This window comes from Archangium primigenium (genome assembly GCF_016904885.1).
Lineage (GTDB): Bacteria > Myxococcota > Myxococcia > Myxococcales > Myxococcaceae > Cystobacter > Cystobacter primigenius.
Genome location: NZ_JADWYI010000001.1, coordinates 8,262,771 through 8,282,000, shown reverse-complemented (window position 1 = coordinate 8,282,000; position 19,230 = coordinate 8,262,771). Strand labels below are relative to the sequence as shown.

At 70.8% G+C, this 19,230-nt stretch carries 16 protein-coding genes; 7 read left to right on the top strand and 9 right to left on the bottom strand.

Annotated elements, in window-relative coordinates; translation table 11 throughout:
• Position 1: 1 nt before the first annotated feature.
• Together I3V78_RS34065 and I3V78_RS34060 are read right to left on the bottom strand one after the other, a co-directional pair.
• Positions 2 to 3,337, bottom strand: a complete 3,336-nt coding sequence (locus I3V78_RS34065) for a hypothetical protein (RefSeq protein ID WP_204494298.1) — start codon at positions 3,335 to 3,337, stop codon at positions 2 to 4.
• Positions 3,338 to 3,943: 606 nt separating this feature from the next.
• Positions 3,944 to 4,705 (bottom strand): SDR family NAD(P)-dependent oxidoreductase, encoded by a 762-nt coding sequence (locus I3V78_RS34060; RefSeq protein WP_204494296.1) that lies wholly within the window; start codon positions 4,703 to 4,705, stop codon positions 3,944 to 3,946.
• A 59-nt stretch (positions 4,706 to 4,764) separates the two neighbouring features.
• On the opposite strand from I3V78_RS34060, the gene I3V78_RS34055 reads away from it, so the two are divergent.
• On the top strand, positions 4,765 to 5,943 hold the full coding sequence (locus tag I3V78_RS34055) for an acyl-CoA dehydrogenase family protein (RefSeq protein WP_204494295.1): 1,179 nt from the start codon (positions 4,765 to 4,767) through the stop codon (positions 5,941 to 5,943).
• A gap of 16 nt (positions 5,944 to 5,959) precedes the next feature.
• Here I3V78_RS34055 and I3V78_RS34050 read toward each other — a convergent pair whose 3' ends face one another.
• The gene (locus I3V78_RS34050; RefSeq protein WP_204494293.1) at positions 5,960 to 6,307 is read right to left on the bottom strand and encodes a hypothetical protein; all 348 of its coding nucleotides are present in this window, start codon (positions 6,305 to 6,307) and stop codon (positions 5,960 to 5,962) included.
• 102 nt (positions 6,308 to 6,409) lie between these two features.
• On the bottom strand, positions 6,410 to 6,868 hold the full coding sequence (locus I3V78_RS34045; protein WP_204494292.1) for a GFA family protein: 459 nt from the start codon (positions 6,866 to 6,868) through the stop codon (positions 6,410 to 6,412).
• Positions 6,869 to 6,978: 110 nt separating this feature from the next.
• Between I3V78_RS34045 and I3V78_RS34040 the strand changes: the two genes are divergently transcribed.
• Both I3V78_RS34040 and I3V78_RS34035 read left to right on the top strand, forming a co-directional pair.
• A complete protein-coding gene (locus tag I3V78_RS34040) occupies positions 6,979 to 7,980 on the top strand; it encodes a helix-turn-helix transcriptional regulator (protein ID WP_204494290.1) in 1,002 nt (333 codons plus the stop codon).
• Between the two features lie 62 nt (positions 7,981 to 8,042).
• Positions 8,043 to 9,251 (top strand): alpha/beta hydrolase-fold protein, encoded by a 1,209-nt coding sequence (locus I3V78_RS34035; protein ID WP_204494289.1) that lies wholly within the window; start codon positions 8,043 to 8,045, stop codon positions 9,249 to 9,251.
• Between the two features lie 7 nt (positions 9,252 to 9,258).
• Here I3V78_RS34035 and I3V78_RS34030 read toward each other — a convergent pair whose 3' ends face one another.
• Entirely contained in the window at positions 9,259 to 10,473 is a 1,215-nt protein-coding gene (locus tag I3V78_RS34030; RefSeq protein WP_204494287.1) for a threonine aldolase family protein, read from the bottom strand.
• A 52-nt stretch (positions 10,474 to 10,525) separates the two neighbouring features.
• On the opposite strand from I3V78_RS34030, the gene I3V78_RS34025 reads away from it, so the two are divergent.
• A complete protein-coding gene (locus I3V78_RS34025) occupies positions 10,526 to 11,266 on the top strand; it encodes an alpha/beta fold hydrolase (RefSeq protein WP_239576853.1) in 741 nt (246 codons plus the stop codon).
• Between the two features lie 26 nt (positions 11,267 to 11,292).
• Here the strand turns inward: I3V78_RS34025 and I3V78_RS34020 are convergent, their stop codons facing one another.
• The 4 genes from I3V78_RS34020 to I3V78_RS34005 form a co-directional block, all read right to left on the bottom strand.
• Entirely contained in the window at positions 11,293 to 11,877 is a 585-nt protein-coding gene (locus I3V78_RS34020; RefSeq protein WP_204494286.1) for a hypothetical protein, read from the bottom strand.
• 139 nt (positions 11,878 to 12,016) lie between these two features.
• Positions 12,017 to 12,433: a DUF1761 domain-containing protein gene (locus I3V78_RS34015; RefSeq protein ID WP_239576851.1), complete on the bottom strand. Its 417-nt coding sequence runs from the start codon at positions 12,431 to 12,433 to the stop codon at positions 12,017 to 12,019.
• A 135-nt stretch (positions 12,434 to 12,568) separates the two neighbouring features.
• Entirely contained in the window at positions 12,569 to 15,112 is a 2,544-nt protein-coding gene (locus I3V78_RS34010; RefSeq protein ID WP_239576849.1) for a DEAD/DEAH box helicase, read from the bottom strand.
• 60 nt (positions 15,113 to 15,172) lie between these two features.
• Positions 15,173 to 15,826: a PilW family protein gene (locus tag I3V78_RS34005; protein ID WP_275583669.1), complete on the bottom strand. Its 654-nt coding sequence runs from the start codon at positions 15,824 to 15,826 to the stop codon at positions 15,173 to 15,175.
• Between the two features lie 374 nt (positions 15,827 to 16,200).
• On the opposite strand from I3V78_RS34005, the gene I3V78_RS34000 reads away from it, so the two are divergent.
• The 3 genes from I3V78_RS34000 (at position 16,201) to I3V78_RS33990 (ending at position 19,223) form a co-directional block, all read left to right on the top strand.
• Positions 16,201 to 17,223: a fascin domain-containing protein gene (locus I3V78_RS34000; protein ID WP_204494282.1), complete on the top strand. Its 1,023-nt coding sequence runs from the start codon at positions 16,201 to 16,203 to the stop codon at positions 17,221 to 17,223.
• A 165-nt stretch (positions 17,224 to 17,388) separates the two neighbouring features.
• Positions 17,389 to 17,841, top strand: a complete 453-nt coding sequence (locus tag I3V78_RS33995; protein ID WP_338023861.1) for a MarR family winged helix-turn-helix transcriptional regulator — start codon at positions 17,389 to 17,391, stop codon at positions 17,839 to 17,841.
• 35 nt (positions 17,842 to 17,876) lie between these two features.
• Complete coding sequence (locus I3V78_RS33990; RefSeq protein WP_204494279.1) at positions 17,877 to 19,223, top strand: S41 family peptidase; 1,347 nt, start codon at positions 17,877 to 17,879, stop codon at positions 19,221 to 19,223.
• The last annotated feature ends 7 nt before the right edge of the window (positions 19,224 to 19,230 follow it).

The following is a 19,230-nucleotide window of genomic DNA, read 5'->3' as shown; positions in this document are numbered from 1 at the left end:
CTCACCCCTCCGGGGCGGTGAAGACCGCCAGGGCGACGGAGCGCACGAAGGCATGGGGGTGGCGGCGCAGGGCCCGCAGGGCCTCGGCCGCGTCCTCACGCCAGTGCAACCGCTCACCCGCCCGCGCGACGAGCGCCACCGCGCCCAGGGGCCAGCGGGCCTGGACCCCGGCGGCCGTCTCCAGGAGGACCTCGGGCACGCACTCGTCCTTCGCGGCCTCCAGCACCTGCGTCATCAGTCCGGAGAGCAGCAGGGCCTGGTAGGGCTCCGCGTCCACGTGGGCGGCCAGCTCCAGCAGGGTCCGGACGTTGTCGGCCGCGTCGTTCCAGGGCAGGCCCGCCAGGCGCAGCGCCACGCCCTGCTCCCACAGGGTGGGCTCGCGCGCGAGCTCCCGGGCCACGGCGTCCAGGTGGGGTCGGAGCTCGAGCCGCTCGGACCGGGGCCGCTGCTCCAGGGCGCCACACAGCCGCAGGAGCCGCTGGCGCTCGGGCACGTCGCGCTCGGGGGTGGCGTCGGCGGAGGGCACGGCGGAGACGAGCCGCGCGACGCACGCCTTCACCTGCTCGAAGGCCCGGGCCTCGCCCATGACCCCCACCAGGGCGCCCAGGGCCTCGGGCCACTCGGCGCCGTGGGCGATGTCCAGCACCCGGGCGGCGGCCTCTCGCGCCACCGCCTCCTCTTCGTTCTCGGCCCAGGCGGGCAGCGCGGTGAAGGCGCGGCGGCGCGTGTCCAGGTCCGGGTGGCGCGACACCTGGAGCAGGAGCGCGAGGTAGCGCTGGCGGAACTCGGGCGTCAGGGCCATGGGCGAGGCATCCAGCAGGCTCCGGGCCATGTCCGCGTCCGGGGCGCGCGCCATCTCCTCGAGCAGCTCCCACGCCTCGGGGGTGTCGAGCCACTGCCGCGCGGCATGGCCCATGGCGATGCGCACGTCCCGATGCAGTCCGGGCCGCGCCCACTGTCGGCGCAGCAGGGCCAGGCCGTGCGCGGAGCGGAAGGTGCCGAGCAGCCGCAGGGCCTCCTTGGCCACCGTCACCTTGAGCCGCTCGCGGGAGAGCACGGCCTCCAGCGCGGCGTTCAACACCCGGGAGGGCACGCGCCGGGCCACGCGCGGCACCGCGTACATGGCCACCCGGGCCCGGTCTCCGTCCAGGTGCTCCATCAAGAGGGGCAGGGCGGGCTCGGGCCGGTCCAGCGCCGCGAGCGCGCCCAGCGCCGCCTCCACCACGGGCACGCTGGGCGAGGCGAGGAAGGGCGCGAGCGTGGTCGTGTCCACCTCGGGCATGCCCGGGAGGATGCGCACCACGCGCATGCGCTCCCAGTCACTGCGCTGGGTATCGCCCGCGATGAGCAGCAGCACGTCCAGGAAGTGCTCGCGCTGTCGGGGCAGCCAGCGCAGGAAGCCGTCGGTGGCCGGGGGCACCCAGCCCGTCTTGCCCGTGCTGTAGCGCCCCCGGAGCGCCCGGCCCTGGAGGAAGGGATCCAACCACTCCTGGCGGCGCCGATGGACGTGCGTGAAGACGGCGGGCAGGGTGATGGTGCTCTCGTCGCGATTGAGCAGCGCCCGCACGCGCGCGTCCCGGGTGCGGGGCGGGGCGAGCCAGAGCTGGATGGCCTCCTGGGCCCACATGTCCGGGGTGGCCCGGGTGATGTTGGCGAGCAGGTCCTGCAGGGGCTCCACGTTCCAGGCCCTCCGGCCGAGCGACCGCGCCAGCGCGAGGATGAAGGCGTGGCTCTCGCGCTCCTGGGCGGCGCGCAGCAGGGGCCGCAGGGCCTCGAAGAGGGTGTGCTCGGTGCCCCGGGGCAGGTCACGCTCCAGGGGCGGCAGGACGAGCGCGCCCGAGTGGGCCGCCAGCCGGCGCAGCGTCTCCAGCGCGAAGGCGAACAGGGGATGCCCGGGGGCGGTGGCATGGGCCCGCATCTGCTGGAAGGCCAGCCGTTGCACGGCCCGCTGGGTCTGCAGTGAGGTGTCCCGCGCCTCGACGACGTAGGTCACCAGCGACTGGAGCGCGGGCACCTGCCCGGCGGAGAACTGGCCCGGGGGCACGTCGGCGAGCGCCTCCAGGGCGGCGGCGCGCACCGGATCCTGCTCGTTCTTCAAGCGCGCGAGGGCGCCCAGCGTCTCGTCCAGCCCCCGCCGCGACAGGGCGGTGCAGGACACGAGCAGGTCGAGCGCCCACGCCCGGTCCTCCGCCTTGCTGGCGCGGGCCGCCTCCATCAAGGGGGCGCGGGCGTGCTCGATGTGGCGCGAGGCCAGCGTGGAGAACCACTGGGACTTGTTCTCGCGGACCTCACGCAGCTCGAGCTGTCGCGCGGCCTCGGCGTCCCGGGTCGCGGTGGGCAGCGTGTTCAACAGGCTGGTGGGGTGGACGAGGGGCGGCGCGCCCTCGTAGGCGTGGGCGAAGAGGGCGGGGCGCTCGGGGGGCGCGAAGGACTCGAGGAACCGGGCGAGGGTGACGGGATCGTCCGCCAGGGCGCGCGCGAGGGCGAGCCGGTGCTCGGGGGAGAAGAACCGGGCCTCGCGCGCGGCGCCCGGGCGCAGCCACCGCTCTTTCAGCGCCCCCCGGTAGGCGGGGCGCAGCAGCAGCCCGGCGATGGCGGCGGGGTGCTGGCGGATGAGGTGGGGGAGGTACTTCTCCAGGAAGGACGGCAGCTCGTTCGGGGGAGCGCACGCGTGCGTGAGCGCGAGCACCGCGTCCGCGCGCACGAGGAGCAACTCCTGCAGGGGCGTGCGGAAGACGAGGAAGAGCGCGCGGCGGTAGGGCTCGGAGGCGGAGGTGATGCTCTCGCGGAGGAGGTCCCACACGACGTCGGGGTGGCGGCGCACGAGCGTGGACCAGGCGGAGCACACGTGGGCGAGCCCGGGCAGGTGCTCGCCCACCGTGTCCGCGTCGAGCATGGGCAGCAGGAGCGCGGCTTCCGCGTCGCCATGGCGGGAGCGAACCAGGGGAAAGAGCCGGGCGGCGAGGGCTTCCCTCCGCGCGAGCACGATCCTCTTGAGCAGGCGGCGGCGCACGGCGGGGGCGAGCTCGGGCAGACGCTGTTCGAGCGCGGCCTCGTCCCGGACATGGGCCCCGGCGAGCGAGGCGGCGCGGAGCTGGACGGCGCACGAGGCATGGGTGAGGCCCTCGAGGAGGAGGGCCTGGTTTCCCGAGGCGCGGGCCATCTCCATCGCGAGCAGGGCCTCATCGACACTGCCCGCGACGAGGTCATTCAAGAGTCGGGCGAGGTCGGGGTGCTCGCGGCCCTCGTGGGCCAGCCGGGCGGCTCGCGCCACGCGCGCGCCATACCCCAATGGGTCCAGCTCGGACCGCAGTGTCTTGCGCGACGGAATCTTCATGGCGGCTCGCTCCTGGAAGGAGCCGCGACGTTAGACCAGGGCGGGGGCCGGATTCACTCCCACTGCTGCTCCGCTGTGCCACTCGGTCGTCGCGGAGGTTTCCTTGAGTTCTTCACGGGTCGGACTGGAGAAAACAAGCCCTTCCGGAGACGATTGTCGATGAATCCCTTCTGCCTCGCCGTGCTCAGTGCGCTTTCCGTGAATGGTGGAGTGGACACCTCGCTGCCGCTCGTTCCGCTCCCAGACATGGGTCTCTCCGCCACGTCTTCCTCGTCCGAGCGCCGCATCCACTGGCCCGAAGCGCTCCAACCCCTGGCCACGCTGGAGGGTCCCGCCGTTCTCGCCGCCAACGCCGTGCTCCAACACGTCCTCGCCGGTTTTCCCGGCGGGACGTGGGCGCTTGCGAATACTCCGCGCGCGCCCTGGATGTGGTCGTTGGCCAGGAAGGGGGCCTCTATTTCGTTCGGATCGATCGGCGGCCCGATCGGTGTGGCTGGGCCGTCGGCGTGAGCCTCGAGTTCGATTGGTTCGAGTTGTACGCCGTTTCACCTGATGGACGGATCCTGGAGCGCTACCCCTCCACGCCGTGACGCATCGCGGGGGGGCTCAGCCCGCCTCGCCGCCGTCGATGTTGTACGCCGAGCCGGTGATGGTGGCCGCCGCGTCCGAGGCCAGGAAGAGGCAGAGCGCCGCCACCTCGTCGGGCTGGATGACCCGGCCCATGGCGTTCATGTTCGCCAGCGCCGCGTGGGCCTCCTGCTCCGAGCGGCCCGTGCTCTTGCTGATGGCCGCCTTGGCGTTGCTGAGCATGTCCGTCTCCACCCAGCCCGGATTGACGATGTTCACCGTCACGTTCTTGCGCGCCCACTCCGCGGCCAGCGAGCGCGTGAGCCCCAGGAGCGCGTGTTTGGACGCGCAGTAGACGGACGTGTACTTCACCCCGCGCGTCGCGGCCATGCTGCCGATGTTGATGACCCGCCCGCCGCCCGCCGCCGCCATCGCCGGAATCAGCTCGCGGCACAGCAGGAAGGGCGCCGCCACGTTCACCGCCATCACCTTGTGGAAGTCCTCCATGCTCGTCTTGTTCAGGGGCGCCGACACGGTGATGCCCGCGTTGTTCACCAGCACGCGGGGTGTCCCCGCCTCGCGGATCTTCTGCGCCGCCGCGAGCACCGCCGCCTCGTCCGCCACGTCGAGCGGCAGGGGGCGCACCGCGCCATTCGACTCGGCCGCGAGCTTCTCCAGCGCATCCGCCGCCCGCGCCAGGGCCCACACCTCGTAGCCCTCCTTCACGAAGCCGCGCACCAGCGCCAGGCCGATGCCCCGGCTCGCCCCCGTCACCACCGCGATTTTCTTGGATGTCGTCATGGGCACCGAGGATAGCCGGGTCCTCGTGCGCCCGGGGGCTCCGGTGTTACAAGGCGCCCATGCCCCGCGCGGACATCACCGATCTGCTTCGCCTGGATGACCTGCTCTCCGACGAGGAGAAGGCCGCCCGGGACTCCGTGGCCCGCTTCGTCGACGCCGAGATCCTGCCCATCATCGGGCAGCACTTCCGCGACGGCACCTTCCCCGCGCACCTCGTGCCCCGCATCGCCGAACTCGGGGTGCTCGGCGCCAACCTCCAGGGGTATGGCTGCGCGGGCATGAACACCGTGAGTTATGGCCTCGTGCTCCAGGAACTGGAGCGGGGGGACTCGGGGCTGCGCTCCTTCGCCTCCGTGCAGGGCTCGCTGTGCATGTTCCCCATCCACGCCTACGGCAGCGAGGAGCAGAAGCAGCGCTTCCTGCCCGCCATGGCCCGGGGCGAGCGCATCGCCTGCTTTGGTCTCACCGAGGCGGACTTCGGCTCCAACCCCGCCGGCATGCGCACCCGGGCGCGTCGGGACGGGGACACGTGGGTGCTCAACGGCTCCAAGACGTGGATCACCAACGCGTCCATCGCCGACGTGGCCGTGGTGTGGGCCAAGACGGACGACGGCGGCCCGGAGTCCGTGCGTGGCTTCCTCGTGGAGCGGGGCATGCCGGGCTTCACCACCCGCGAGATTCCGGGGAAGTTCTCCCTGCGCGCCTCCACCACGGGTGAGTTGTTCTTCGAGGACGTGCGGGTGCCCGACGCGAACATGTTGCCCGGGGTGAAGGGGCTGCGCGGCCCGCTGTCCTGTCTGAACAACGCGCGCATGACCATCGCCTTCGCCGTGACGGGCGCCGCCATCGCCTGCTTCGAGGGCGCGCGGGAGTACGCGCTCAGCCGGGGCCAGTTCGACAAGCCCATCGCCGCCTACCAGCTCACCCAGGAGAAGCTGGCGGACATGCTCCAGGAGATCGTCAAGGCGCAGCTGTTGTCCCTGCGCCTGGCGCGGCTCAAGGACGAGGGCAAGCTGACCCCCGTCATGGTGAGCCTGGCCAAGCGCAACAACGTGAAGGCGGCGTTGGACATCGCCCGCTCGGCCCGGAGCATCTACGGCGCCAATGGCGTCACCGACGCCTACCCACCCATCCGCCACATGCTCAACCTGGAGAGCGTCTTCACCTACGAGGGCACCCACGAGGTGCACACCCTGGTGCTCGGCAAGGCCATCACCGGCCACGACGCCTTCGGGTAGCGCCAGGGGCCCCGCGTCAGCGCCGGGCCTTCTTCTGCTTGCGGTAGGCGGCCAGCCAGTCCGGGTGGGTGCGCGCGTCCCGCACGTCCACCATCTCCAGCAGGTAGCCCTGGGGCTCGTTCGAGCGCGCCCAGAGCTTGAGCTCGATGAGCACCCACTGGCCCTTGCCGAGCCCGCCCAGGACGTAGTGCTTGTGAATCTCCAGGCCGATGTTCACGTACTCGACGTGGTCATGCCGCTGGAGGACGGGATCCCCCAGCGCCGCGAGCGCGGACCGGAAGAAGGGCTCCCGCTCGGCCTCGTACGTGACCTTCAGCTCCCGGGTCATCGTCTCGTGCTGGGGCATGGCGAAGGCCGTCGACACGACCTCTCCAATGAACGTCCAGGAAATGCTGTGTCCTGACTCAACGAGCATGGGGCGCTCTCTCCCCGTGTTCGCGCGGCGCGGGGAGCGCGAGCATACCCGCTAGGCGCGGGCGTGGGCCGCGGGAGCGAAGGGGCTCGTGTACGGCGCGTGGGCCAGGGGGGCCCAGGTGTCGTGGCGCCCATCGAGGTAGTTCACCGGCACGCCCGCGAAGTCCACCCCGTCCAGGCAGTTGAGGTTCACCGAGGAGTAGGCGCCGCCCAGCTCGGGGACGTTCCCGTGGCTGAAGACGCGGATGCCGCACACCCCACAGAAGCGGGCATGGGAGGCCTCCGAGCGCGAGAAGTCGCGCAGGGACTCCTGGCCGGACACGAGGCGGAAGGCCTCGGGCTTGACGACCATGCTCCACCAGCCCGTCTTGGTGCAGCTGATGCAATTGCACCGGATGGTGCCGGTGCTCAGGTCGAGGCCGACCTCGAAGCGCACGGCGCCACACTGGCAGCTGCCGGCATACGTCTGGACACCCGGGGCGCGGGAAGAAGTGGCGGAAGTGGTCGTCATGGTCGGAACTCCTGGGCGGAGGGGCGGCGCTTTCGGGCTCGCCCCGGTGACAAGGAGAAGGTAGGAAGAATCGCGGACAGATACGGTCCGCGATGTGAGGAGCGCTCGCCATGGTCCAGACTTCCGCCCGGCTGCTCAAGGTGCTGTCCCTGCTGCAATCCCGGCGCTTCTGGGGCGGGGGGGAATTGGCGGACCAGCTCGGGGTCACCGAGCGCAGCGTCCGCCGGGACGTGGAGCGGTTGCGGACGCTGGGCTACCCGGTGCACGCGGCGGGGGGCGTGGGCGGCGGCTATCAGCTCGGCGCGGGCAAGGAGCTGCCCCCGCTGCCGCTCGAGGACGACGAGGCCGTGGCCATCGCGGTGGGCCTGCGCGCCGCGGCGACCGGTCCAGTGCAGGGCGTGGAGGAGGCGGCGGTGCGGGCCCTCGGCAAGCTCGAACAGGTGCTGCCCAAGCGGCTGCGCCGGCAGGTGAACGCGCTACAGAAGGTGAGCGTGCGGCTCGGGGACTCGGGGCCCGTCGTGAACGCCGAGGCGCTGGCGGTGATCGCGGGCTGCTGCCGCGACGAGGTCCAGCTGCGCTTCGACTACGGCAACCGGGACGGCGTGGCGAGCCAGCGGTCGGTGGAGCCCTACCGCCTCGTGCACACGCGCTCGCGCTGGTACCTGTTGGCGTATGACCTGGAGCGGGACGCCTGGCGCACCTTCCGCGTCGACCGCATCGGTCCGGCGCCCCGGCCGGGACGCGCCTTCCGGCCCCGGCCCCTGCCCTCCGAGGACGTGGCGGCCTACGTCTCTCAGGCCGTCTCGACGGAGGTCTACCGCATCCACGCGCGGGTGACGTTCCTGGCCCCGGCGCGTGTGGTCTCCGAGCAGTTGTCCGCCGTCGCCGTGCGCATCGAGGAGGAAGGGGAGGGGTGGTGCCGCGTGAGCACGGGCGGGGACAGCCTCGAGATGCTCACGTACTTCCTGAGCGCCACGGGTTTCGACTTCGAGGTCCACGAGCCGCCCGAGCTCCGCGAGCACCTGCGACGGCTGTCCGAGCGCCTGGCCCGGGCCGCGGGTGCCGCCCCCGCTTCGAGCAGCTCCCGGTCATGCGACAATCCGCATCGATGAGCCTCCGTCCCAGACCCGCCCAATCCCGTGGGGCGTCATCGGCTGGGTGCGCTGACGCCGCCATGCGCTTCGCTCCGCTCTCGATCCTTCTGCTCGCCCTGCTGCCGCCGTGGGAGGCCTTGTCCGCGGAGCCCGTCGAGCAGGGACAGCCCCTCTTCCTCGGGACCCGCTTCACCCTGCACTCGGACACGCTCGGCGAGGACCGGTCCTTCCTCGTCCATCTGCCGCCCGGTTACGAGGCCTCGTCGGAGCGTCATGTCGTCCTGTACCTGTTGGATGGCGATGAGCACTTCCACCACGTCACGGGGCTCGTGGACTTCCTGGCGCGGGGCGGGTTCATCCCCCCGTTGATCGTCGTGGGCATCTCGAACACGGAGCGGGCGAGGGATCTCACCCCGCCCGTGGTGGGAGATGCCCGGCTGCCCAACGCCCCCACGATCCGGGTCGCCCAGGCCCTGCCCTCGGCGGGCGGCGCGGAGCGGTTCCTGCGCTTCCTGGACGAGGAACTGCGACCCCGCATCGAAGCGCGCTACCGCACGCTGCCGTATCGGATCCTCGTGGGCCACTCGTACGGCGGGCTGTTCGGCCTGTCGACCTGGGTGACTCGGCCCCAGGCCTTCCAGGCCCTCATCCTCAGCAGCCCGAGCCTGTGGTGGAACCATGGCCAGTGGGCGCGAGACGCGGCCCAGGCTCTCGGACGACTGCCTCCACCCGAGCGCTTCCTCTACATGAGCATGGGCAACGAAGGGCCCGCCATGCTCGCGCCCATCCAGGGGCTCGCGCGCACCCTCTCGCGCACGCGCCCCCCGGGGCTGCGGTGGCACTACGCCTTCCTGAAGAAGGAGCACCACGTCAGCACGCCCCACCGCACCCTCGCCGAGGGCCTGGAGTCGCTCTTCGAGGGATGGATCGTGCCCGAGTACCCGGCGACGCCCGGGACACTGGCGAAGGTCGAGGCGAACTACGCGCGCCTGTCCCAACGGCTCGGCCTGGAGCTGCACCCCGCCGAGGACATGCTCAACGGCGTGGGCTACCAGTTGCTGGAGCAGGGCCACACGCGCGCCGCGCTCGCCGCCTTGCGCCGCAATGCCGAGTGGTATGCCCACTCCGGCAATGCCTGGGACAGCCTGGGCGAAGCCCTGGAGGCCGCGGGCCAATGGGCCGAGGCGCGTGACAGCTACACGCGCGCCCTCGCGCTCGAGCCCGCGCGTCCCGCCTTCCAGCGGCACCTGGAGCGCGTCACCGCCCGGCTGCGTCCCCCCGAGCCGTGAGCCGGGTTCAGGCGGGGTCGAGCAGCCGGAGGAAGGCCCGGACGACCTGGGCGTCCTCGAGGCCCGCGAGGCCCTCGCCGACCTGGAGTTCCGTATCGACGACCCCCGGGACCCGGGTCTGGCCGAAACCGTGCGTCAGCCAGAGGGAGTCCTCGCGCGCGATGCGATCCCGGCGGCGGGAGAACTCGGCGGCGTCGCCGCGCAGGAAGACGCGGAACATGTTGGTCTGGGCGGGCCGGGGCAGCACCACGAGCCGGGAGTCGGCGGCCAGTGCCTCGGACAGGGCCTTCGCGCGCCGCACCTGCTGGGGCAGGCGCTCGAGGGCCGTGTCCAGCTTCATCGCCGCCGAGGCGACGTAGGGCAGCAGTTGGAAGAGGTTGCCGCCGTGCCGGTGCCGCCACATCCGCGCGGTCCGGATGAAGTCCTTGCTCCCGACGACCATGGCCCCGCCCAGGGCACCCACCCGCTTGTAGAAGGAGACGTACACCGAGTCGAAGCCCCGGCAGATGTCCGCGTACGAGCGGCCATAGAAGGGCTGGCTCTCCCACAACCGGGCGCCATCCATGTGCAGCTTCACCCCCCGCTCGCGGCACGTGCGCTTGAGCTCCTCGAGCTGTTCCCAGGTCTGGAGCTGTCCTCCGAGCCAGCGCACGGGCAACTCGACACTGAGCGTGCCCAGGCGCTCGCGCGCGTTGCGCACGTCGTCCGCGAGCACGGGCCGGGTCCAGGGGCAGAGCACCACCGGCTGGAGCCCATGGAGCACGGTGTGGCTGTCACTCTCGTGCAACACGTGGTGGGAGGAGGGATGGAGGCCCACGGTGCGGGTGCCGCCCTCGTCCGCGTAGATGCGCAGCGCGATGAGCTGGCCCATGGTGCCGGTGGGCATGAAACACCCCGCCTCGAAGCCGAGCCGTTCCGCGATCTTCTGCTCGAAGCCCTGGATGAACGCGCTCTGCCCATACGCATCCGAGGGCAGGCCCTGGTCGCGAATCCACTCGCCCAGGCGGATGAGCTCGGTGCCCGCGTCCTCGGGGGTGCTGCCGGTGAACGTGGCGCGGCAGCTTCGCCGCAGGCTGTCACCTTGCGGGGGCTCCGGCGGCGGGGGCGCGGGCTTCGCGGTGGGTTTGGGGGCCGCGTCCGCCCGGCGGGGGAGCAGCGAGGAGCCGGCCAACAGGCTCGTGAGGGAGAGGAACTCTCCCCGGCTGAGGTGTCGAGGGTTCATGGAGACGAGCTTGGCATGGGCTCGGCCGCTCCGGAGGGATAGGCTCGGCCGCATGCGTCTCGAAACGACGATCGTGGGGAGCGGCCCCCGCCGCATCGGCCTGGTGCATGGACTCGGTGCGGATGCGTCCACCTGGGAGCCCTTCATCGAGCAACTCCGTGCCTCGGGCCAGGTGACGGTGTTCGCGCCCGACTTGAGGGGCCATGGCCGCAGCGCGCGGGCGGAGTCGTGGTCGCTCGCCGAGTTCGCCGATGATCTCGTCGAGACCCTGCCGCACGACCTCGACGTCGTCGTGGGTCACTCGCTCGGGGGCGCGGTGCTCGCGGCGGCGGTGGAGCGCCTGCGGCCCGGCCACGCGGTGTACCTGGACCCGGGCTTCCAACTGGGCCTGCCGACCACCGGGCTCCGGGGCCGGCTGTTCTGGGCGGTGCCCGCGCTGACCCTGGGCGTGGCCGCGCTCCTCACCGCGCGGGCGAGCGCGGCGGCGCGCAAGGGCTACCCGGAGCGCACGCGGCGCCTCATGGCGGACGCGACGAAGCGCTTCGACAAACGGATGGCGATTGGCATCTTCCGGGACATCGCCTTCCACCCGGTGGCCGCCGCCCGGCCCCCGGTTCCCTCCACCGTCGTGCTCTCCGCGGACAGCAAGGCCGTGCTGCCCGAGGGGCTGGCCACGGCCCTGACGGGGTTCGGGTGGGACGTGCGCAGGCTCTCCCACCTGCACCACGACATGCAGCTCCAGGATCCGGCGGCGACGTTCACGCTCCTGCGGGACGTGCTGCTCGGCCCGTGACGTCCCGCGCGGCCCTGGCTCAAGGTTCAGTTCTGCAAGTAGTAGCTAACGTAGGAGTCTTCCGTGCATGCCTTCCCGAGGGCGGCGATGGGCACGTCGCCTTGGGCATTCTTGACGGACCGCGCGGCCAGGTCCGCCTCTGATTTTTCCGTGAAAACCGCCTGCGTGCTGACGGTGACATACTTCACGACATCCCCCAGGTCCAGCTTGCCCAGGGCGATGCATTGATCCGACGCGAGCGGTCCGACGCTGATGACGCCAAGGTTGCGACCAGGGCTGAAGTCTGTCGCACCAAACGTCATCTTGGCGGGAGCGATGGGCAGGTCGTATCTGGCATTGCCGTCTGCGTAGGTCTTGGGGAGGGCGCCAAAGTCCACGGCGACCTGACCGGTCAGCTCCTTCATGTTCTTTCCCTGGAACAGGTCGGAGATTTTCTGGACGGCGGAGACGATGAGCTGCGAGGTGTCTGTGATCTTGCGCTGGTTGGAGGTCGACAGATAAAGGACCACTACTCCTCCGATCACCACCCCGGCGATGGCCAGAACGATGGCGACTTGGATGAGGGCGAGACCGCGTTGTCTGGGAGAGCGGGGGGGATGCAGGTGGGTCACGAGGGCGCCGTCCAATGCACGTGAGGGGAAGCGAGGCATTGCTTCGCAACGCCGAGTTGGAGCGTCTGGATAGACGACACGGCCCGACTTGTCTACTCCGCGGGTCCGCTCACCCCTGATGCGTCAGTGACATGTCAATCTAAGGCATCGCCACGAGGATGAGGCTGGTGCTGATGCTCATGAGGAAGAAGTAAGGTCCGCTGACCAGGCTGTACATCAACGGGCGGGGCATGTTGGGGTTGATGGCCGTGTTCGCCATGGTCGCGACGAAGTAGCCCAGGCCCACGACTGCTCCGAAGGCGAGGGCCTCCCCGGCCGAGGAGAGGTTCAGGGCCTTCATCAGGAGCGCGCTGGTGATGATGGCGGCCAGCGAGCAGACCATGGGCCCCACGATGAAGAGGGGGGCGGGCTTCGCCTTCGGATCGTAGGCCCGGCCGAGGACGGTCGCATACGTCTTGCCGAACAGGGCCGTGAACCACACGCCACCGAGTCCGGTGGCCGCGACGGTCGCCGCGAGGACGGCGAGCCAGTTGATGCGAGTCAGTGCGTCGAGCATGTGTGCCATTTCCTGGAATCTGGGGGACGGGCCCTTGGGCTCACCCGGTGACCAGAAGAAGGTAGGAGGAATCGCGGACAGATTCGGTCCTCGATTCGAGGCGCGACGCGGTGTACACGGACTTCCTCGCGGTGCTCAATCGAACCCGTCGGACGGGTCCATCAGGTCGAGCAGCTCCTGGAGCTCGAACAGGGTGTCGGCGCGCACGGCGTCGCGCCCGTGGCCCACGAGGAGGCGCACGGGCCGGTCGACCAGCGGGAGGTCCTCCTCCACGAGCGTGCGAGCGAGCTCCTCGGACAGGTGGAGCCAGACCACCCCGAAGGGGGTCCCGTGCTCGTCCCGCTCCACCTCGTAGTCGAGTTCCACCCTTTCACCGTGAAGGTCCACCGTGTCCGGCAGCGCGAGGAAGCGCTCGCGGACCTCGCGCGGCAGTACCGCCTCCAGGTCGAGCGCCAACGGGTGGGCATGGAATGCGTCCATCGACGTGACGTCTCCGAGCTGGGCCGCGTAGAGGGCGGTCAGCTCGGGTACACCGAGCTTCGCCGTGCGTCCGCCCGAGCGGCGCCACACCTCGCGCACCTCGTCGATTCCCGGCTGGTTGCGACGCACCGCTGGATGCTCCGCCTCGCCGCGCGCCATCGCCTCCGCGAGCGCATGCCGTGCGCGGTCCACCCGCTCGGGCCCCCAGGTGGACAGCACCTCGCGCTCGCGCTCCAGCTCGAAGCCCGCGGACGTCACGCGCCACTCGACCACCAGGGACAGGTGCCACGGATCGTAGAGGATCCCCGCCTCGGCGCGGTGCGCGTACGTCCTCAACAGGTCCGCCGGGAGGTGGGTGCCGTCGATGGACGCATGCGGAGTCCCCGAGCGGTCGGCGAAGTAGCGGAGCACCCCCGTCACCGCGCCCCAGTTGCCACACACGCTCGTCTTCGCGACGCGCGCCTGCTCGCCCGCGGCCGTCCGCTCGTCGATGACGAGGTCGAAGGGCATCACCCGCGCGAGCAGGTCCGCGAAGCGGCGGTACACGTCCCCGTCCACGGGGGGCAGGTGCTCGGGCAGGGCGACCCCCACGCTCCGGTAGACCCCCGCCGTCACCAGGGCCGCTTCCTCGAGGGCCTTCACGAGCACGCCGCGCCGCTCGGCCCAGCGCTCCAGCTTCTCCGCGTGGAACAGGTGGCGCGCGAGCCCGTACACCTCCCCGATGAAGCCCGCTTCCTGGTACGCCTCGGCGTAGAGGGCGTAGGCGGTGAGGTGGTCGCTCCCCGCGACCTCCACCCCCGCCAGGTCCCGCGCCTCGCGGGTCATGCGGTGCAGCGAGTCGATGGCGCTGCACACGGCGAGGAAGGGCAGCAGGGAGTCCTCCGCCTGGACGAGCAGCTCCGCCCAGGCCCGCTCCACTGGGAGGGTCTCGACGGCACGCCCGTAGGAGGTGAGCCGTCCCTGCTCATCGACGATGCCGCGCGCCTGGAGCCGCTGGAACACGCGGCGGTAGGTGGGCACATCGAGCGGGACGGGCAGGTCCAGCGTATCGGCCCGGACGCCCAGGGCGGCGGCGGTGAGCGCCACGCGCTCCGGGTCCCCGGCGAGCTGGAACTCGGGCCCGGTGGGACGGAGCGCGAAGAAGTCCAGCTCGCGCTGGCTCAGGATGAAGACGCGGCCCCCCTCCACGCGGCCATGGACGCGCCCGGCCATCTGCAGCAGCTCGTTGTTGCCCAGGGGCACGCGCGTGAGGACGTTGCGCCCGCGCTCGATGACGTTGGCGAAGCGCGAGTCCTCGATGACGACGGTGTCGAGCCCCTGTACGTTGAGCGCGCTCTGGCCCGCGGCCGTCATGGCGAGCAGGTAGGGCAGGGGGGGCGGGCCCTCGAGGAACGGCCGGAGGGCGCGCAGGGGCTCCCCGCCGTGGTAGTGCGCCGCGTGGATGCGCGGCTCGAGGGTGCGCGTGTGCAGGGCCGCCTGCTCGACCGCCGCCCGCGTGGGAAGGAAGACGCCCACCCCCCGCCGCTCCTTCTCCACGGCGAGCAGGAAGGTCGCATCGAGGAAGGCGAGTGGCTCGCGGCGCACGAGCGTGACGGTGGCCACCTTCCTTGGATCGAACGCCTGGACCTCGAGCACGTCGGCGCTGTCCAGGTAGCGCGCGTAGAGCGCCGGGTCCACGGTGGCGGACAGCCAGATGAAGCGGCAGCCCGCGCGCTTGCCGAGCGCGAGGCACAGCTCCAGCTCCGCCGATGTCTGGTGGATCTCGTCGATGACGAGCGTGTCGTGCGGGAGGATGTCGCCGTTCTGGAACCAGCGCCGCGCGATGCCGGTCGTCACGATGATGACGTTCCAGGTGGGCAGCTCGGGCGTGGCCTCGCGCTCGCGGTTCACCACGCCCACCCGGAGCGGAACCGTGCCCGCCTGGCCGACCACTTCCTCGGCGATGAGCCGGATGGCCAGCGTCTTCCCCGTCCCCGTTCCGGCCACGATGCCAAAGCCCGCGCCGGCCCGGGCCAACGCGCGCACCCGCGGGCCGTGGTGCGTCTCGAGGTAGGTCTCCAGGTGCAGCCCGAGCGCGAGCTCGATGGTCTCGCACGCCGCGCGCGTGGGGGCGATGACGAGGACGCGCCCGGTGGGGGGCTCGGCGGAGCGGAACGCCTCGCGGTCGGGCGGCAGATGGCGGTCGGTCGGCGTGCGCATGCGGGGGACAATCACGCATGCCAGCGGTTCGTCTGGAAGGGCGCTTCTCCGAGATGGCCGCTAGGGGACAAAAATCCAGCGGATGTTCCGGACACCAGTTGCCGGGTCCGCGCATGCCTGGACCAGCGCGCGCATGTCGAAAGCGATCTTCCCGGAGGCATCCCTGGAGCGAATGGTCTGGGTCCGCCCTCCGGTCTGCGCGTCCTGAACGAGCAGACTGTCCGCGAAGAGGTTTTCCTTCCCCACCGCCATGCAGCTCTTGGCGTCCTTGAACGTCATGCTCCAGATGAGCCCGCCAGGAGGGCCACTCTCCGTCGCGGGATAGACCGTCACGCCGGCGCCGTTGGGGAGGACATACTTTCCGGCGCCGTTGGGGACGCTCGCGTCGTCAGGGCGCCAGTATTCTTCGGGCAGGATCCTGGCCCTGTGGATGACGATGTTGTCGGCGGTGAAGGCGTGGGGGTCCGCCTTCGTCCCCGCGAGCAGCGCGAGCAAGCGTTGGACGCCCGAGAGCGCGGCGGCGATTGATTCCGTGTTTTTTCGCTGGTTGCTGGTGCTGAGATAGAGCGTCAGCACGCCCCCGATCACCACGGCGGCGAGGGCGAGCACCATCGCGACCTCGATGAGGGTGAGGCCGCTTCGCTTCGGGGGGGACTGTGGAGGAAGATGAGTCACGCGGGCGCCGTCCGATGTCCGTGATTGAATGTGAGACATTGCTGGCAAGGCCAGGCCGAGGCGCTGGATAGACGACACCGTCCGACTTGTCCATGCCGCGGGTCTCTCCGACCTTGGCCACGGCGTGAGCAATGACATGTCAATGTCTTGTCAGTCCCTCCATCCAGTCGTGTTGTGTTTGAGCTCAAGCGCCATCGTGTTCTCGCGGCCCGCCATGCCGATGGGGCGGAGGGGGTTGGCGTCCCACATGTCGGTGGAAGTGTTCGCGCAATGAGATCGAGCCGAGGCGCGAAATCCGGTATTAAGCGACCAACAGGAACACCCTGTTGATTCCCATGACCCGAATCCCGCCCCCAGGGGCTCTCTAACCTCCAGGGCACCCTCCACCTCCTTCGTCAGACAAGGACGAGTCCATGTTCCAGTTCAATCGCTCCAAGCTGTTCCTGGGCGCCACGTGCGCGGTGTTGTCCCTCACGAGCGCGTGCGCTCCGGTGGAGGGTTCTCCCGACGGGCTGGAGGACGTGACCGAGGCCGCCGCGAGCCCCCTGGTCTTCTCCGGGGTGAGCTTCAAGACGGTGCTCGGCGGCCGGTTCCTGAGCGCGCAGAACAACGGCGGCGGGGCGGTCAACGCCACGGCGACGGCGGTGCAGGCGTGGGAGCAGTTCGCCATCGACGACATCAACGGCGGCTCGCTGCAGAGCGGCGATCAGGTCTTCATCCGCGCCGGCTCGGGCCAGTACTTCCAGGCGGCCAACGGCGGCGGCTCCTCGCTCAACGCCGCCAGCTATAACCGCCAGGGCTGGGAGACGTTCCGCATCGTCAAGCAGAGCGGCAGCGGGACGATCGTCAACGGGGACGTCGTGGGCTTGCAGACGGTGACGACGGGCCACTGGGTGTCCGCGGCCAACGGCGGCGGCGGCACGGTGTTCGCGTATGGCGGCGCGCTCGGGGATTGGGAGAAGCTGACCATCTCCGGCCTGTCCGGTGGCACGACGCCGCCTCCGTCCGGGTCGGGCTGTGACGCGGCGGGCCTCGTCTGGAAGACCGCCAACAAGACCAACTACACCTCGTACCCGGACCCGGGCAGCGAGGAGTGCGTCAAGTACAACGGCTGTACCTGGGCCGGGCAGTTCGCGGCGTGCTCGGGCACGAAGTCCGAGGCGTGGGTGTCGGCGCGCAACATCGCCGCCGTGTTCCCCAACATGAACGCCTACAAGCTCCATGACCTCTGCCTGAAGTCCGGCTCGAAGACGATCGTGGTCACCGTGTACGACACGTGCGCCGACTCGGACTGCAGCGGCTGCTGCACCCGGAACAAGGGCAGCGCCGACGCGCTCATCGACCTGGAGAGCTACACCAACGCGCGCTGGGGCGTCCCCGACGGGCAGATCCAGTGGGCCGACCTCGGCCCGACCAAGGGCACCGGCTGCAACTGAGCGCCTCCCCACGTTGACGTCGTGAATCGCCGAGCCTCCCGTCCGGGGCTCGGCGATTCGCTTTGCGGGGGACTGGTTGGACCCGGGCTCCGTCCGGTTGACGAGATGTAACAGTGCTTATATATCGGGGTCATGGCTCCTGCTTCTCCGACGTTGGGCACGCTCGTGCGGCACTTGATCGACCTGCTCGACCAGGACGTCGAAGCGGCCTATGCGGCCGCCGGGCTGACGTGGCGCCCCCGCTACACCCCCGTGCTCCGTGCGCTCATGGCGACCGGGCCCTCGTCGATCCGGTTGTTGTCCCGCCACATCGGCATCAGCCATTCGGCCGTGAGCCAGACCGTGTCGCAGATGGTCAAGGACGGGCTGGTGGAGCTCCGACCGGGCGATGACGCGCGAGAGCGGATCGTCGTGTTGACCGGGCGGACCGAGAAGATGATCCCGGACCTTCAGCGGCAGTGGGCCGCCACCAACGCCGCCGCGGCCCAGCTCGACGCGGAGCTCTCCGCGCCGCTGTCCCGGATCGTCGGCGAGGCGATCGACGCGCTCACGCAACGTCCCTTCGGGGAACGGATTCAGCAACAGGCCCAGGCCCTGGCCGCGAAATCCCAGTCGTAATCCCTCTCACGACATTCTTGGAGTTGCTCATGCGCTTGAACTCGATTTCAGCCGCCGCGATGGCGCTCGTCCTGATGGGCTGCCGCACCCCCGCCGAGGCCCAGGTGCGCACCCCCATGACCGAAGCCAAGGGAGTGCAATCCCTGTCGTCGGCCCAACGGGACGCGGTGCTGAGCGCCGTCAAGGCCGCCTACCAGAAGGCCTACGTGTTCCCCGAGAAGACGCCCGCCATCCTCGCGAGACTGGACCAGGCCAGGGCGGCCGGACGGTACAACGTCGAGGCTCCCAACGAACTCGCGAGCCTGGTCTCCCGTGACCTGCGGGAGGCGAGTGGCGACGGCCATGCGTTCCTCGAGTTCAACCCGCAGCGCTATGCCGCCGCGACGGCGCCCGCCGCGGGCCCGCCCGGGCAGGACCTGGCGGGCTTCGACGCCACGGCCGCGCGCCGCGAGAACCATGGCCTGAGCGACATGCGCATCCTGGAGGGCAATGTCCGCTACCTGCGAATCACCGCGTTCCACTGGGTCAGTGACGAGACGGGACAGGCCTATGACGCCGCGATGCGCTTTCTCAAAGGCGGCGACGCCGTGCTCATCGACCTGCGCGGGAATGGCGGCGGGGCCTCCGAGGCGGTGCAGTACCTGGTCAGCCACTTCCTGAAGCCGGGCACGCTCGAGATCACCTTCCTGCGTGCCGGGCGCGAGCCCGTGCAGACGCGGGCGCTCGATCACCTCCCGGCGGGTCGGATGCCCGGCACGCCGCTCCATGTCCTCATCGACCAGGGCTCGGCGTCGGCGGCCGAGTCCTTCGCGTACGACGTGCGGCAGTTCAAGCTGGGCACGCTGGTGGGCGCGGGCACCGCCGGCGCGGCCAACAACAACGACTTCGTGCCCATCGCGCCGGGCTTCATGCTGAGCGTCTCGGCGGGGCGTCCGGTCCATCCAGTCAGCCAGACGAACTGGGAGGGCACGGGCGTGGCCCCGGACGTGGCCACCGCGTCGGAGCAGGCGCTGGACGCGGCGCATGCGCGGGCCTTGAAGGCGCTCCTCGCGGCGAAGCCCGCCCCCGGCGCGGGTGCCGACTATGCCTGGGCGCTGCCGGCGGTCGAGGCGCGCCTCCAGCCCGTCACGCTTCCCGCGGCCACGGTCCAGGCCGCCCCCGGGACCTACGGCACGTACGTGGTGACGGCCGGGAAGGACGGTCTGTGGATCGCGCGCCCCGGCCATCCGCTCTGGCCGGCGCCCCGCCACCTGACGCCGTTGACGACCGGCGGCCTGTTGGCGGTGGACGGGGTGGACATGCTGCGAATCGGCCTCAAGCCAGACGCCCTGGAGCTGTGGTGGAAGGGCGAGGCCACGCCTCGCCTCCTCAAGCGGGAGTGACCGCCGC